This is a genomic window from Amycolatopsis ruanii, from assembly GCF_003385175.1.
Classification (GTDB): Bacteria; Actinomycetota; Actinomycetes; order Mycobacteriales; family Pseudonocardiaceae; genus Amycolatopsis_E; species Amycolatopsis_E thermalba.
The window spans coordinates 22,072-36,156 of the sequence record NZ_PQHY01000037.1; the positions used below are offsets into that span (position 1 = coordinate 22,072).

Consider the following 14,085-nt stretch of genomic DNA (forward strand, 5'->3'; position numbering starts at 1 on the left):
GCGGTAGCTGCGGTGTGGCGGTGCGCTCGCCGGGCGGCGTTGCCTGGTGGGTGCTTCTGGCGCCGGGTGGTCGCTGGGGTGGGCTCGCGCTGGCGGTGGTTCGCGCGGCGGGCGGCGTTGCCTGGTGGGTGCTTCTGGCGCCGGGTGGTCGCTGGGGTGGGCTCGCGCTGGCGGTGGTGCGCGGGCGGCTCTTCGAGCTGGTGTCCTGAGGGGCGCGTGCGGTAGCTGCGGTGTGGTGGTGTGCGCGGCGGGCGGCGCTCCGTGGTGGTGCTTCTGGCGCCGGGTGGTCGCTGGGGTGGGCTCGCGCTGGCGGTGGTGGGCGGGCGGCTCTTCGAGCTGGTGTCCTGAGGGGCGCGTGCGGTGGGCGCCGCGTGGCGGTGCGCTCGCCAGCGGCGCTGTGTGGCGCCTCCCGCGCCGTGCTGCGCCGCCGCTGAGCGGCCCCTGGCACCGGCGCCCTGAGCGGCCTTTGGCACGCTGGTGCCATGACGGTTATCGCGGTTCTCGGGGCGGGGAAGATCGGTGAGGCGCTGCTGGCGGGCCTGCTGCAGGGCGGTCGCAGCGCGGAGGAGTTGCTGTTCACCGAACGCCACCCGGAGCGCGCCGCCGAGCTGACCGCCCGCTACGGCATCGCCGGGGTCGAGGTCACCGAGGCCGCCAAGCGCGCCGACGTGCTCGTCGTCGCCGTGAAGCCGCAGGACATCGAGCCCGTCCTGACCGAGCTGGCGCCGCTCGTCGGGCCGAACTCGCTGGTCGTGTCGCTGTGCGCGGGCCTGCCCACCAGCCTCTACGAGCGCCGGCTGCCGGACGGCGTGCCGGTCGTGCGGGTCATGCCGAACACCCCGATGGTCGTCGGCGAGGCGATGAGCGCCGTGTCGCCCGGCAAGCACGCCACCCCCGAGCACGTCGCGCTGGTGACGGAGATGCTCGCCACCGTCGGCCAGGTCGTCGAGGTCCCCGAAGCGCAGCAGGACGCCGTCACCGCGCTGTCCGGATCCGGCCCCGCCTACTTCTTCTACCTGGTCGAGGCCATGATCGACGCCGGCATCCTGCTCGGCCTGCCCCGCGCGGTGGCGGAGAAGCTGATCATCCAGTCCGCCGTGGGCGCCGCGAAGATGCTCGCCGAGACCGACGAGCACCCGGTGATCCTGCGGGAGGCCGTCACGTCCCCGGCCGGCACCACCATCAACGCGATCCGCGAACTGGAGAAGCACGGCGTCCGCGCCGCGCTGCTGGCCGCCATCGAAGCGGCGCGGGACCGGTCCGTGGAACTCGGCAAAGCCCACGAATGAGCCCCGCGCACCGGCCCTGACTAGGCCGAACGGGCGCCGCCGACCGGGCTCTTTCGCGGGAAAGTACCCGCCGGGCGTCGCATTGGCCCCAGGTGTCCCGCTACCCTCAAGGGTGAAGCACGTGCGTGTCGGTACCGCCCGGTGGGGAAGCCGAGCGGCACGACACGTGTCGAAGGGCACGGTGACGTATGCCGTCGAACAACAAGGACGTGCCCGCTGTCGGGCAGGTCCAGTTCCTGACGGTCGCCGAGGTGGCCGCGCTGATGCGCGTCTCCAAGATGACCGTCTACCGGCTCGTGCACTCGGGCGAGCTACCGGCCGTTCGCGTCGGCAAGTCGTTCCGGGTGCCCGAGAAGGCCGTCCACCAGTATTTGGAGAACGCCTACTTCGATGTGGGTTAGGCCGGGGGCCCGCGCCGCGGCGCGGGCCCGCCCGGTAACCTTAAGGGCCGCTCGTGCCTGTAGCGCTTCAACTCTTTGGACGTTGCGCTGGGCAGCGTGTGAAGCAGACGAAACGTGAAGGAGCACCCGTGGGCTCGGTGATCAAAAAGCGCCGCAAGCGCATGTCCAAGAAGAAGCACCGCAAGCTGCTGCGCCGGACGCGGATGCAGCGTCGCAAGCAGGGCAAGTAAGCCCTGCGCGAACGCCTCTTCACGCGGCCCGTCCAGATCCTGGACGGGCCGCGCGCTTTTTCCGCGGCGATCAGTGACCAAAGTCCCTGACCTGGGTTAACAGCGTGTTAGGCCTCCTGACTCCGGCCGAGGTCCGGGGTAGCATCGGCCACTGCCGCGAACACCACATCCACACCCTTGTCAGGGGGTTTCATGGCGTCCAACGTCGTGCTGGTCACCGGGGTCGGCGGCGAACTCGGAGGCAGGCTGCTGGTACGGCTGGGCAACAACCCGGACCTCGAGCGGGTCATCGGCGTCGACACCGCGCCACCGCCCAGGACGGTCCTCCGACGCCTGGGCCACGCCGAGTTCGTGCGGGCCGACATCCGCAACCCGCTGATCGCCAAGGTCATCGACTCCGCCGGCGTCGACACGGTCGTGCACTGCTCGACCACCGTGCACCCGGCCGGCCCCGCCCGCCGCACGGCGATCAAGGAAGTCAACGTCATCGGCACCATGCGCCTGCTCGCCGCCTGCCAGCGCTCGCCCCGGGTGCGCAAGCTCGTCGTGAAGTCCACCGCCGCGGTCTACGGCGCGGGGGCGCGCTCGCCCGCCGTCTTCACCGAGGACTCCGAGCTGATCCCGGCCTCGTCCAGCGGCTACGCCAAGGACGCCGTCGAGATGGAGGGCTACGTGCGCGGCCTGGCCCGCCGCAGGCCCGACCTCACCATCACCACCACCCGGTTCACCAACGTCATCGGGCCGGACGTGGACACCGTGCTGGCCCGCTACTTCGCGCTCCCGGTCGTGCCGACGGTGCTCGGCTTCGACGCGCGGCTGCAGCTGCTCCACTCGTCGGACGCGCTGGCGATCCTGGAGAAGGCGACCCTGGAGGACAAGCCGGGCGTGTTCAACGCCGGCGGGGACGGGGTACTCACCTTGTCGCAAGCGATCCGGCGAGCGGGCCGGGTCGAGCTGCCGGTGCCGCGGACCATGATCGGCACGGTGGGCAGCATGTTGCGTGGCGCGAGGGTCGACTTCTCGCCGGACCAGGTGCGCCTGCTGAACTACGGGCGGGTCGTCGACACCACCCGGCTGGTCGCGGTCTTCGGGTACCGGCCGCGGTGGTCCAGCGAGGCGGCCTTCGACGACTACGTCACCGGGCGCGGGTTGCGGCCCGTGCTGGATGGTGAGCAGCTGGCCGGAGCGGTCGGCAAGGTGCTGGCGGCAGTCCGATGACCAGAGAGAGGAAAGCGGGGCAAGGCAAGTGACGACCAGCGCGGAAGCTCAGGTCATCCCCCTGCACGCACCCGGGCGCGAGAAGCCGGCGGACGTCCCGCCGCGCGCCGGGGAACCCCCCGCCGACGCGCCCGTCGTGGCGTTCCCGGCGAAGAGCGCGGCGGCCGCGGAAGCGCCGGCCCCGGAACCGGACGCGCTGAGCCGGCTCCTGGAGTTCGTGCGGCACCGGCTGACCGGCGACTACGACGTCGACGAGTTCGGGTTCGACCCGGAGCTGACCGACACGCTGGTGCTGCCGCCGTTCCGGCTGCTGTACGAGAAGTACTTCCGGGTGACCACGCACGGCGCGGAGAACCTGCCCGCCGAGGGCGGCGGGCTCATCGTGTGCAACCACTCCGGGACGCTGCCGCTGGACGCGGTGATGACGGCGGTCGCCGTGCACGACGAAACGCCCGGCCACCGGCACCTGCGCATGCTCGGCGCGGACCTGGTGTTCAAGACGCCGCTGCTCGGGGCGCTGGCGCGCAAGACCGGCCAGACGCTGGCGTGCGCGGCCGACGCCGAGCGGCTGCTGTGCTCGGGCGAGCTGGCGGGGGTGTGGCCGGAGGGCTACAAGGGCATCGGCAAGCCGTTCTCGGCGCGGTACCGGCTGCAGCGGTTCGGGCGGCGCGGGTTCGTGTCGGCGGCGCTGCGGACGCGGGTGCCGATCATCCCGTGCTCGATCGTGGGCGCGGAGGAGATCTACCCGAAGATCGGCGACCTGAAGCCGCTGGCGCGGTTGCTGGGGTTGCCGTACTTCCCGGTGACGCCGTTCTTCCCGCTGCTGGGGCCGCTGGGCGCGATCCCGCTGCCGACGAAGTGGCACATCGAGTTCGGGGAGCCGATCCCGACGGATTCCTACGCCGAGGAGGACCTCGACGACCCGATGCTGGTGTTCTCGCTGACCGACCAGGTGCGCGAGTCCATCCAGACGACCCTGTACCGGCGGCTCGCGCACCGGCGCAGCCCGTTCCAGGACTGAGCGGTCCCGTGCCATCCTGGGTGGCATGGGGTTGATCACGCGGATCGCGTACTCGGTGGGCCGTGTCGTGGGCGGGGTGCTGAAACTGGCGAACGCGATCACCGGCATCCCGGCCGGCGAATCGACGCAGAACCGGCGCAACGAGCGGGGCCGGCGCCGGTAGGGCCTCCCGGCCGCCACGGCGCGGGCAGGCCTTGCGAGCGGGGGCGCGGTCGCCGACGCCGCTACGGCGCCAGCTTGGCGTCGACGGCGCGGGCCGGCCTTGGCAGCGGTAACCGGGGTGCGGTTAGCGGCGTTGGTAGGTCATCCCGGTCGCCACGGTGGCTGCACGGTGCGGGTAGGCCTTGCGAGCGGGAGCCGGGGGCGCGGTCAGCGGCGCCGGTAGGGCGGTAGCGGCGGGCGAGTCCCGCGTTCGGGTGGGCGAGAACGCCCCGCTCGGTTGGGCAATGCGCGGAGGGGGCAGCACGCCGCCGGAAGCGGCCAACCCGCGCCGGGGAACAACACCTGCCCTGGGAGGGCACGCGGTCCGGAGCGCGGTCAGCGGCGTCGGTAGGGCATTCCGGCGGCCACGGTGCCCGCACGGGGGTGCGAGTAGACCTCGCGAGCGGTAGCCGGGGGTGCGGTTACCGGCGCTGGTAGGTCATCCCGGTCGCCACCGTGCCGCACGGCGCGGGTAGGTCTTACGCGCGGTAGCCGGGAGCGCGGTCAGCGGTGGGCGAATCCCGCGGTCGCGCGGGCGAGTTCCACGGTTGGGCGGGCGGGAATGCGCCGCTCGGATGGGCGGAGGGGCAGCACGCCGCCGGGTGGCGATCGCGTCTTGGCGGCGTTGCCGCCGTGGCCATCGCGTCGCCGGAAGCGGCCAACCCGCGCCGGGGAACAACACCTGCCCTGGGAGGGCACGCGGTCCGGAGCGCGGTCAGCGGCGTCGGTAGGGCATTCCGGCGGCTACGGCGCCCGCACGGGGGTGCGGGTAGGCCTTGGCAGCGGTAGCCGGGGGTGCGGTTACCGGCGCTGGTAGGTCATCCCGGTCGCCACCGTGCCGCACGGCGCGGGTAGGCCTCGCGCGCGCCAGCCGGGAGCGCGGTCAGCGGCGCCGGTACGCCATCCCGGTCGCCACCGTGCCGCACGGCGCGGGTAGGCCTCGCGCGCGCCAGCCGGGAGCGCGGTCAGCGGCGCCGGTACGCCATCCCGGCCGCTACCGCTCCCGCCAGTGCGCCCGCGCCCAGCACCGACGGCACCCCGATCTTCGCTGCCTTCCGGCCCGTCCGGAAGTCGCGGATTTCCCAGCCGCGGGCGCGCGCCACCTCGCGCAGGCCGGCGTCCGGGTTCACCGCCACCGCCGTGCCGCACACCGACAGCATCGGGATGTCGTTCGACGAGTCCGAGTACGCCGTGCACCGCCGGAGGTTCAGGCCCTCCCGGGCGGCCAGCGCGCGCACCGCGTGGGCCTTCGCCCTGCCGTGCAGCAGGTCGCCGACCAGACGACCCGTGTACACCCCGTCCACGTGCTCGGCCACCGTGCCCAGCGCGCCGGTGAGCCCCAGCCGCCGGGAGATGATCGCCGCCAGCTCGACCGGCGTCGCCGTCACCAGCCACACCCGCTGGCCCGCGTTGAGGTGCATCTCGGCCAGCGCGCGGGTGCCCGACCAGATCTTGTCGGCCATCAGCTCGTCGTAGATCTCCTCGCCGACCTGGTTCATCTCGGCGACCGTCTTGCCCGCGACGAACGACAGCGCCTGCTCGCGGCTGGACTGCACCCCGCTGTGCGACTCGCGCCCGCCGACCCGGAACTTGATCTGCTGCCACGCGAACCCGGCCAGGTCCGACGTCGTGAAGTACTTGCGCGCGGCCAGCCCGCGGGCGAAGTGGAAGATCGACGCGCCCATCATCATCGTGTTGTCCACGTCGAAGAACGCGGCGGCGGTCAGGTCCGGCGGCGCCGGGGGCACGTCGGCCTGGGCCTCCATGGCCACGGCGGCGTCGGCCGACGCCTCGCCGGCCATCTCGGCGAGCCGCTCGCGCTCCGGGCCGTCACCCCTGCTACGCCACACGCACACCGCCTCCTGCGCTTGTCCCTGGGGTCAGCGTAGCGAGCACGTCACGCATCCGGATCAGGCGATCCCTCCACACCGGGCACCGGTGTGCTTCGATCGGGACACTCATCGCACGCCGGGGGAAACACCATGTCGACAGCGTTGCTGGGGCTGCTCAGCCTGCCCGTCTACCTGCTCATGCTGTGGCCGCTCGTGGTCGCCTCGCGGCGGGTGCTCGGCGTGCGCATCGGCACGTTCCGGGCGCTGCTCGGCGCCGCCGCCGGGTGGACCGTCGCGGGTGGACTGGCGGGCCGGATCGGGGTGCTGACGCGCGATTCCGCCGGCGCGTACCTCGGCTTCATCCTGCCGCTCGCCGGATGCGCGTTCCTGGCGACGCTGATCTTCCTGTTCCTCGCCGAGATGGCCGTCCCCAGCGGCGGCGGGCTCGGGCTGCTCGGCCGGGTCCGGTCGCTGCGCGCGCGGTTCGCCCGGGCCCGCCGGTACTCGCAGATCACGCGGATCGCCGTGCGGCACGGCATCGGGCCCTACCTCACCGGCCGCCGCGTCACCGACTCCGGCCGGCACGCCACCCTGGCCCGCTCGCTGCGGCGCGCACTGGAGGACGGTGGCGCGACCTTCGTGAAGCTCGGCCAGGTCCTCTCCACCCGGCCGGACGTGCTGCCGCCGGTGTTCGTCGACGAGCTGAGCCTGCTGCAGGACCGCGTCGCGCCGGTGCCGTTCGCCGACGTCGAGCGCGAACTGGAGGCCGAGCTGGGCCGCCCGCGCGCCGAGGTGTTCGCCGAGTTCGACCCCGAACCGCTCGGCGCCGCGTCGATCGCCCAGGTCTACCGGGCCCGGCTGCACAGCGGTGAGGACGTCGTCGTCAAGGTGCGGCGGCCGGGCATCGACCGGATCGTCGAGCGCGACCTCGACATCGTCTTCCGCGTCGCGCGCTCGCTGGAACTGCGGGCGGCCTGGGCGCGCTCGCTCGGCGTGCTCGACCTCGCCGAAGGCTTCCGCGCCGCGCTCACCGAGGAGCTGGACTTCCGCGTCGAGGCCCGCAACCTCACCGCGGTCGCCGCCGCCGAGAACGGCTCGGCCGTCGCCTTGCCGTCCGTGCACGCCGACCTGTCCGGTGAGCGCGTGCTGGTCATGCGGCGCCTGCACGGCGTGCCGGTGCGCGAGGGCATCGCCGAGGTGCCGGCGGAACGGCGCGCGGTCCTGGCCCGCGGGCTGCTGGACTCGCTGCTCCGGCAGGTCCTGCTGCACGGGGTCTTCCACGCCGATCCGCACCCGGGCAACGTCCTCCTGCTCACCGACGGCACCCTCGGGCTGCTCGACTTCGGCTCGGTCGGCCGCCTCGACTCGTCCCTGCGCGGTGGGCTGGCGAACCTGTTCGCCGCCGTCGACCGCGGCGATCCGGAGGGGCTGCGGGACGGTCTGCTGGAGATCGTGGACCGGCCGGACGAGATCGACGAGCAGCGCCTGGCGCGGGCCCTGGGCGCGTTGATGGCGAAGCACCTGTCGCACGGCCGGTCGCCGGACGTGGACATGTTCACCGACCTGTTCCGGATCATCGCCGAGTTCCGGTTGTCGATCCCGCCGGCGACCGCGACGGTGTTCCGGGCGCTGGCGACGATGGAGGGCACGCTCGGGCTGCTGTCGCCGGGCTTCGACATCCTCGGCGCGTCCCGGTCGTTCGCCGGCTCGCTGGTCGGGGAGCGGCTGCAGCCGGGCTCGCTGCGCGGCGCGGTGACCGACGAGCTGGTCGCGCTGCTGCCGGTGCTGCGCCGCCTGCCCCGCCGCGTGGACCGGTTGACGTCGGCGCTGGAGCAGGGCCGGCTGACGGTGAACGTGCGCACCTTCGCCGACGAGCGCGACCGGGCGGTGGTGTTCGGCATGCTGCACGAGCTGCTGCTGGCCCTGACCGGCGCGGCGACCGGTCTGATGGCGGTCCTGCTGCTCGCTAGCACCGGCGGGCCGCGGGTGCTGCCCGAGCTGACGCTGAACCACGTGTTCGGCTACAACCTGCTGGTGGTCAGCGCGCTGCTGGGGCTGCGGCTGCTGTTCGTGGTGTTCCGGGCGCAGCGGCGCGGAACCGGGTAACGTGGGCGGCGGTGGCGCGCCACCCCGGACGAGAACGTCGTACCCGGCAGGACAAGACGACGTGGCAGGTTGTCGGTTCTGTTCGGAGGTTTTTCCGTCATGGCGTGGATCGTTCTCGTCGTCTCCGGTCTGCTCGAGACCGTGTGGGCCGCCGCCCTCAACGCCGCTCGCGGCTTCACCCGTCTCGTGCCCAGCGTGGTGTTCGTCGTCGCGCTCGTCGCCAGCATGGCCGGGCTCTCCTACGCGATGCGGTCGATCCCCATCGGCACCGGTTACGCGATCTGGGTGGGCATCGGTGCGATCGGCACCGCCGTCTACGGCATGGTCGCGCTCGGCGACGCCGTGACCGCGGCGCGGCTGGTGTGCCTGGCGCTCATCGTCGCCGGGGTGCTGGGCCTGAAGCTCCTGCACTGATGCCCGCCGCGCGCGGCCCGGCGGTGCGTCCGCACCCAGGAACATCCCGGTCAGCCCGGTGAAGTGCACCAGCGCACCCAGCACGAGGCCGGCCGCCGCGGTGCACGCGGCCGCCGCCCACGCGCCGCCGCTCGCTTGGACGACGGCGAGCCCGCACGGCGGCCCGAGGACCAGGCAGGCGAAGGCGAACAGCGTGGCGGTGCTGCGGCCGCTCAGCCGATCCCGAGTCCCGGCAGGCCGGGGATCAGCGGCGGGATCGAGATCAACGGCGGTGGCGTCGTGGTCGACGGCACCGGCAGCCGGGTGCTGGTCGGCGCGCTGATCGGCGGCGGCAGGACCGGGGGCGCCTGACCGCTGCTCGGCCGCGGCAGGGGACCCGTCGCCGTGGGCACGACCGGTGCGCTCGTCCCGGGCGCGGTCGGCGTCGTCGCGATCTCGACCGGCGGCGGGGACACCGTGCTCACCGGCGGCAGCGGCACCGCGGTCGGGATGCCGAGCAGCGCGTCCGGCGGGACCGCGCACTCGCCGGACGCCGGGACCGCGCCCAGGTCGTCGGCCTCGCCGGTGGTGATGCGGTAGCAGGACAGCCGCCCGGCCAGCGCCACCGCCCGCGCGTCGATGCGGTTGAGCAGCGCCCCGGCCTGCGTGAACCCGTTGCGCGCGGCGTCGGGCACCGCGAGGCCGCCGAGCTTGCCGGCCTGCTCGCGCGCCCACGTCCGCAGCTGCTCCAGCCGGGCCGTGTCGCCCTGCACGCCGAGCACCGTGAGCCGCGCGGTCCCGGCCGTCGCCTCCGCGGCGAATGCCGACAACGTTGTCAGAAAAGCGTCGGCGCCGGGGGAGGGCATCGCGGCGAGCTCGTCGAGCCGGTTCGCCGCGAACTGCAGGTGCTTCGACCCGCGCGCGGCCTCGTCGAAGGTGAGCTGCAGCTGGGCGTCCTCGCTCGCCAGCTTCATGCCGTAGAGCGGGTCACCGGGCAGCGAGCCGCGGGAGAGCAGCAGGCCGACCCCGGCGACGAAGACGATCAGCGCGGCCGCGGCGGCCAGGACGGTCGCCAGCACGCGCCGCCGCCGGCTGGGCTCCGCCTCCAGCTTCCGCGAGATGTCGGCGCGGATGCGGGCCCTGGTGTGCTCGTCCGGTTCGACGGCGCGCCCCAGTGCGCGAAGGCCGGAGATGACCTCCAGCTCACGCGCCGTCCACCGGTGTTCGTCCACACCACCTGCAACGACGCAAACCGTCCGGTTGTTACGCGGTCAGCGCCACCCGTCCGGCAGGAGCTGCGCGAGCTTGCGCACCGCGCGGTGCTGCAACGCCTTGATGGCGCCCTCGTTGCGCTTCATGATCCGCGCGGTCTCGGCCAGCGACAGGCCCTGGATGAACCGCAGCACGATGCATTCCCGCTGGTCGTCGCCCAGGCCGGCGATCGCGGACAGCAGGGCGTCGCGGGTCGCGCTGGTGACCGCCTGCTGCTCCGGGCCCGCGTCGGGACCCGAGGTCGCGGCGAACGGCGCCGAGCCCGAGTCGGCGACCTCGTCGGTGACCACCTCGAGCTTGTACCGGCTGGACTTGAGGTGGTCGAGCACGATGTTGCGCGCGATGGTGACGAACCACGCGCCGACGTCGCGACCCTGGTAGCTGACCGACGAGATCCGGCGCAGCGCCCGCAGGAACGTCTCGCTCGTGATGTCCTCGGCCAGCTCGCGGTCGCTGAGGCGGAAGTACACGTAGCGGTAGACGACGTCGACGTACTGGTCGTAGAGCGCGCCGAAGGCGGCGGTGTCACCCTGCTGGGCGGCGCGGACCAGGGCCCACGGCCCCGCCTGCTCGTCCGGCACCTCGTCCACGCGGGTGACCGTGCCGACGTGCAGACCCGCTGGACGGGCGGCAAGCCAGTTCGTCACGGCGACTCCTTCGTCCGACCCGAGTGATCATCACCACTACGACGCGAGAAGCAGCATACGGGTAGTTACCCGGAAGTAGGTAGTGGCGGGGGTCTCGGAAGAGCGACGATCGCCGGGCTTCCCCGTGACGGGTGAGACGACGCCTGGTTGGTGCCACACTGACTCACATGAAAACGGGCAACATCGCCGACCTGCTCACCGGCGCCGCCGAGCAGTGGCCGGACGCCGTCGCGGTGATCGACACCGCGGCCGGTGTCAGCCTGACCTGGTCCGAGCTGGACGCGGCCGCGGGCGGGCTCGCGCAGCGGCTCACCGGCCAGGGCGTGCGGGCCGGTGACCGCGTCGCGATGCGGCTGCCCACCTCGGCGGACTTCGCCGTCGCCCTGTTCGGCGTCACCCGCTCCGGTGCGATCGCCGTGCCGGTCTCGCCGCTGGCTCCGCGCCCGGAGCTGGACACCGTGCTCGCGCACAGCGGCGCGCGCCTGGTGATCAGCCGGGACCCCGACGACGGCACGGACGAGGTGCCCGTGCTGCGGCCGGAAATCGGTCCCGGTGCGAATTTCCCCGCCCGCGGCGGTGGTGAGGACATCGCCGTGCTGTCCTACACCTCGGGCACCACCGGACCGCCGCGCGGCGTGATGCTGTCCCACCGCGCGCTGCTGGCCAACCTCGAACAACTGGGCCGCCTCGACCCGGCGCCGGTCGGGCACCCGGACCGGGTGCTGATCGCGATCCCGCTGTTCCACGTCTACGGCCTCGGCCCGGGCCTGCTGCTGAGCACCGCGGTGGGCGCGACGGCCGTGCTGGCCGAACGGTTCGACGCGCGGCAGGCGCTGCAGGCGTGCGTGGACCACCACGTGACCGTGATCGGCGGGGTGCCGGCGATGTACGCCGAGCTGGCCGCGTTGGAGCCGGAGGAGCTGGCCGCCGGCCTGGGCACGGTCCGCCTGCTCACCTCGGGCGCCGCGCCGCTGCACCCGAAGGTGCTGGCCGCGATCCGGGAGAAGACCGGGCTGGGCGTCTTCGAGGGCTACGGGCTGACCGAGACCGCGCCGGTGGTGACGTCGACGCTGGTCACCGGCTACCCGAAGCCGGGGTCGACCGGCCGTCCGCTGCCCGGCGTGGAGGTCCGGCTGGTCGGGCCGGACGGCTCGGGCGAGGCGGTGCCGCTCGACCCGGACGACCCGGACGACGTGTTCGCCGAGGACGGCGACGGCACCGGGCTGGTCGCGATCCGCGGCGCGAACCTGTTCTCCGGCTACTGGCCGGACGGGGCGCACGGGCCGGACGCGGACGGCTGGTTCCGCACCGGCGACGTCGGGTTCCTGGACAGCGACGGCGACCTGCACCTGGTGGACCGCGCCAACGACCTGATCATCGTCAACGGCTTCAACGTCTACCCGCACGAGGTCGAGGAGGTCATCGCGCGGCTGCCGGAGGTCGCCGAGTCGGCCGTGGTCGGGGTGCTCGACGAGCGCAGCGGCGAGGCGGTCAAGGCGGTCGTGGTGCCCGCGCCCGGCGCGTCGCTGTCCGAGCAGCAGGTCGTCGAGCACTGCGCCGCCCACCTGGCCGGGTACAAGGTGCCGCGCACGGTCGAGTTCGCCGAGCGGCTGCCGCATTCGGCGACCGGGAAGCTGCGCCGCGTCCAGCTGCGGGGATGATGGGCCCATGGCCCACGAAGTGACCGTGATGACCCGCCGGGGCTGCTCGTCGTGCGTCCAGGCGGAACGCGACGTCGAGCGGATCTGCGCCGAGCTGGGTGTGCCGTGGCGCGCCGAGGACGTCGACAGCGATCCGGAGTGGCAGGCCGAGTACGGCGACCGGGTGCCGGTGATCCTCGTCGACGGCGCCGAGCACGGCTACTGGAAGGTCGAGGAGGACCGCTTCCGCGCCGCGCTGGCGTGACCCGCACGGGTCAGACTGGTGGGGTGAGCACGCACCTCGAGCCGCCGCGGCTGTCCGCGCCCGTCGCCGGGCTGATCGGCGTGATCGCCCTGGTCGCCGCGCTCGGGACCGGGCACCTGGTGGCCGGGTTCGTCGGGGCGGGCGCTTCGCCGTTCTTCGCGGTCGGCAACGCGGCGATCGACGTGTCCCCGGGCTGGCTCAAGGACTTCGCGGTGCGAGCGTTCGGCACCGCGGACAAGGCGGTGCTGCTGACCGGCATGGCCGTGGTGGCGCTGGTGCTCGCGGTGGCCGCCGGGCTGGCCTCCCGCCGCCGGCCCGCGCCGGGGCTCGTGTTCGTGTCCGTGGTCGGCGTGCTCGGCGGTGCCGCCGTGTTCACCCGCCCCGACCTGGGGCAGATCGCGTTGCTCGCGCCGGTGGTCAGCCTGGTCGCCGGGCTCGCGGTGTTCGCGTGGCTGCACCGGACCGCGCTGGACGGGCAGTACTCGTCGGCGGCGCGGCGGAACTTCCTGCTCGCCGTGGCGGGCGCCGGTGCCGCCGGGGTCGCCGGACAGCTGGTCGGCGCGAGCAAGGACGCCGAGGGCTCCCGGGCGGCCGTCGGTCCGCTGATCCCGGCCCGGACCGCGCCACCGGTGCCCGCCGGCGCGGACTTCGCGAAGTTCGGCACGCCGCCGTTCCTCACGCCCAACGCGGACTTCTACCGGATCGACACCGCGCTCGTCGTCCCGCAGGTGCGCACCGAGGACTGGTCGCTGCGGATCCACGGCATGGTGGACCGCGAGACCACCTACTCCTGGTCCGGCATCCGGAACCGGCCGCTGGTCGAGCGGATCGTGACCCTGTGCTGCGTGTCCAACCCGGTCGGCGGGCCCTACATCTCCACCGCGCGGTTCGTCGGCGTCGACCTCGCCGAGCTGCTGGCCGAGGCCGGGGTCGCACCCGGCGCCGAGCAGGTGTTCTCCACCAGCGCCGACGGCTGGACCGCGGGCACGCCGGTGGCCGCGATGGCCGATCCGTCGGTGGGCGCGATGCTGGCGATCGGTATGAACGGCGAGCCGCTGCCCGTCGAGCACGGCTTCCCGGCGCGGCTGGTCGTGCCCGGGCTCTACGGCTACGTCTCGGCGACGAAATGGGTCACCGACCTGGAGGTCACCACCTGGGACGCGCGCACGCCGTACTGGCTGCGGCGCGGCTGGGCGAAGCACGCGCCGATCAAGACCCAGTCGCGGATCGACGCGCCGCGCGGGCCGGTCACCGCCGGGCCGGTGCGGGTCGCCGGGCTCGCGTGGGCCCAGCACACCGGCATCGACCGGGTCGAGGTGAGCGTGGACGACGGGCCGTGGGAGCCCGCGCAGCTGTCCACGGAGGTGACGGTGGACGCGTGGCGGATGTGGTGGGCGGACGTCGCCGCCGCGCGCGGCAACCACGTCGTGCGGGTGCGAGCAACGGACCGGAGCGGCTACACCCAGACCGATCAGCTCGCCGACGTCCTCCCCGACGGCGCCACCGGCTGGCACGCGATCACCTTCACCGCGCGCTAGGTGTGCTTTCGGTCATGCCGTTGACCAGCCAC

The 14,085-nt window shown here is 73.5% G+C and carries 15 protein-coding genes and 1 riboswitch; of the genes, 12 read left to right on the plus strand and 3 right to left on the minus strand.

Annotation, left to right across the window (positions count from 1 at the left end):
* The first annotated feature begins 14 nt into the window (after positions 1–14).
* The 7 genes from D0D28_RS35730 (at position 15) to D0D28_RS36215 (ending at position 4,322) form a co-directional block, all read left to right on the plus strand.
* Positions 15–209: a hypothetical protein gene (locus tag D0D28_RS35730; protein WP_162831129.1), complete on the plus strand. Its 195-nt coding sequence runs from the start codon at positions 15–17 to the stop codon at positions 207–209.
* A 273-nt stretch (positions 210–482) separates the two neighbouring features.
* Positions 483–1,289, plus strand: coding sequence for a pyrroline-5-carboxylate reductase (gene proC / locus D0D28_RS20270; RefSeq protein WP_116111614.1), 807 nt, complete (start codon positions 483–485; stop codon positions 1,287–1,289).
* A gap of 188 nt (positions 1,290–1,477) precedes the next feature.
* Complete coding sequence (locus tag D0D28_RS20275) at positions 1,478–1,690, plus strand: helix-turn-helix domain-containing protein (protein WP_094003711.1); 213 nt, start codon at positions 1,478–1,480, stop codon at positions 1,688–1,690.
* 128 nt (positions 1,691–1,818) lie between these two features.
* On the plus strand, positions 1,819–1,920 hold the full coding sequence (locus tag D0D28_RS20280; protein WP_017986394.1) for a 30S ribosomal protein bS22: 102 nt from the start codon (positions 1,819–1,821) through the stop codon (positions 1,918–1,920).
* A gap of 192 nt (positions 1,921–2,112) precedes the next feature.
* Positions 2,113–3,138, plus strand: a complete 1,026-nt coding sequence (locus tag D0D28_RS20285) for an NAD-dependent epimerase/dehydratase family protein (protein WP_094003712.1) — start codon at positions 2,113–2,115, stop codon at positions 3,136–3,138.
* Between the two features lie 28 nt (positions 3,139–3,166).
* Positions 3,167–4,159 (plus strand): lysophospholipid acyltransferase family protein, encoded by a 993-nt coding sequence (locus D0D28_RS20290; protein WP_116111615.1) that lies wholly within the window; start codon positions 3,167–3,169, stop codon positions 4,157–4,159.
* Positions 4,160–4,184: 25 nt separating this feature from the next.
* A complete protein-coding gene (locus D0D28_RS36215; protein ID WP_167481474.1) occupies positions 4,185–4,322 on the plus strand; it encodes a hypothetical protein in 138 nt (45 codons plus the stop codon).
* Positions 4,323–5,325: 1,003 nt separating this feature from the next.
* On the opposite strand, the gene D0D28_RS20295 is transcribed toward D0D28_RS36215, so the two are convergent.
* Positions 5,326–6,162, minus strand: a complete 837-nt coding sequence (locus D0D28_RS20295; RefSeq protein ID WP_229874567.1) for an HAD family hydrolase — start codon at positions 6,160–6,162, stop codon at positions 5,326–5,328.
* A 180-nt stretch (positions 6,163–6,342) separates the two neighbouring features.
* Here D0D28_RS20295 and D0D28_RS20300 point away from each other — a divergent pair, with 180 nt between their 5' ends.
* Both D0D28_RS20300 and D0D28_RS20305 read left to right on the plus strand, forming a co-directional pair.
* A complete protein-coding gene (locus D0D28_RS20300; RefSeq protein WP_116111616.1) occupies positions 6,343–8,298 on the plus strand; it encodes an ABC1 kinase family protein in 1,956 nt (651 codons plus the stop codon).
* A 5-nt stretch (positions 8,299–8,303) separates the two neighbouring features.
* A riboswitch (guanidine-III (ykkC-III) riboswitch) is annotated at positions 8,304–8,364 on the plus strand.
* A 33-nt stretch (positions 8,365–8,397) separates the two neighbouring features.
* Positions 8,398–8,712 carry a DMT family transporter gene (locus D0D28_RS20305; RefSeq protein WP_094003723.1) on the plus strand — a complete coding sequence of 105 codons (315 nt, stop codon included), beginning with the start codon at positions 8,398–8,400 and terminating at the stop codon, positions 8,710–8,712.
* Positions 8,713–8,924: 212 nt separating this feature from the next.
* Here the strand turns inward: D0D28_RS20305 and D0D28_RS20310 are convergent, their stop codons facing one another.
* Together D0D28_RS20310 and D0D28_RS20315 are read right to left on the minus strand one after the other, a co-directional pair.
* Positions 8,925–9,923, minus strand: a complete 999-nt coding sequence (locus D0D28_RS20310) for a DUF5667 domain-containing protein (protein WP_116111617.1) — start codon at positions 9,921–9,923, stop codon at positions 8,925–8,927.
* A 39-nt stretch (positions 9,924–9,962) separates the two neighbouring features.
* A complete protein-coding gene (locus tag D0D28_RS20315; RefSeq protein WP_240323277.1) occupies positions 9,963–10,553 on the minus strand; it encodes a sigma-70 family RNA polymerase sigma factor in 591 nt (196 codons plus the stop codon).
* 224 nt (positions 10,554–10,777) lie between these two features.
* Between D0D28_RS20315 and D0D28_RS20320 the strand changes: the two genes are divergently transcribed.
* The 3 genes from D0D28_RS20320 to D0D28_RS20330 are packed head-to-tail and all read left to right on the plus strand — an operon-like array spanning position 10,778 to position 14,053.
* The gene (locus D0D28_RS20320) at positions 10,778–12,271 is read left to right on the plus strand and encodes an AMP-binding protein (protein ID WP_094003726.1); all 1,494 of its coding nucleotides are present in this window, start codon (positions 10,778–10,780) and stop codon (positions 12,269–12,271) included.
* Positions 12,272–12,278: 7 nt separating this feature from the next.
* Positions 12,279–12,515, plus strand: coding sequence for a glutaredoxin family protein (locus D0D28_RS20325; RefSeq protein WP_116111619.1), 237 nt, complete (start codon positions 12,279–12,281; stop codon positions 12,513–12,515).
* A gap of 23 nt (positions 12,516–12,538) precedes the next feature.
* On the plus strand, positions 12,539–14,053 hold the full coding sequence (locus D0D28_RS20330; RefSeq protein ID WP_116111620.1) for a molybdopterin-dependent oxidoreductase: 1,515 nt from the start codon (positions 12,539–12,541) through the stop codon (positions 14,051–14,053).
* Positions 14,054–14,085: the final 32 nt, after the last annotated feature.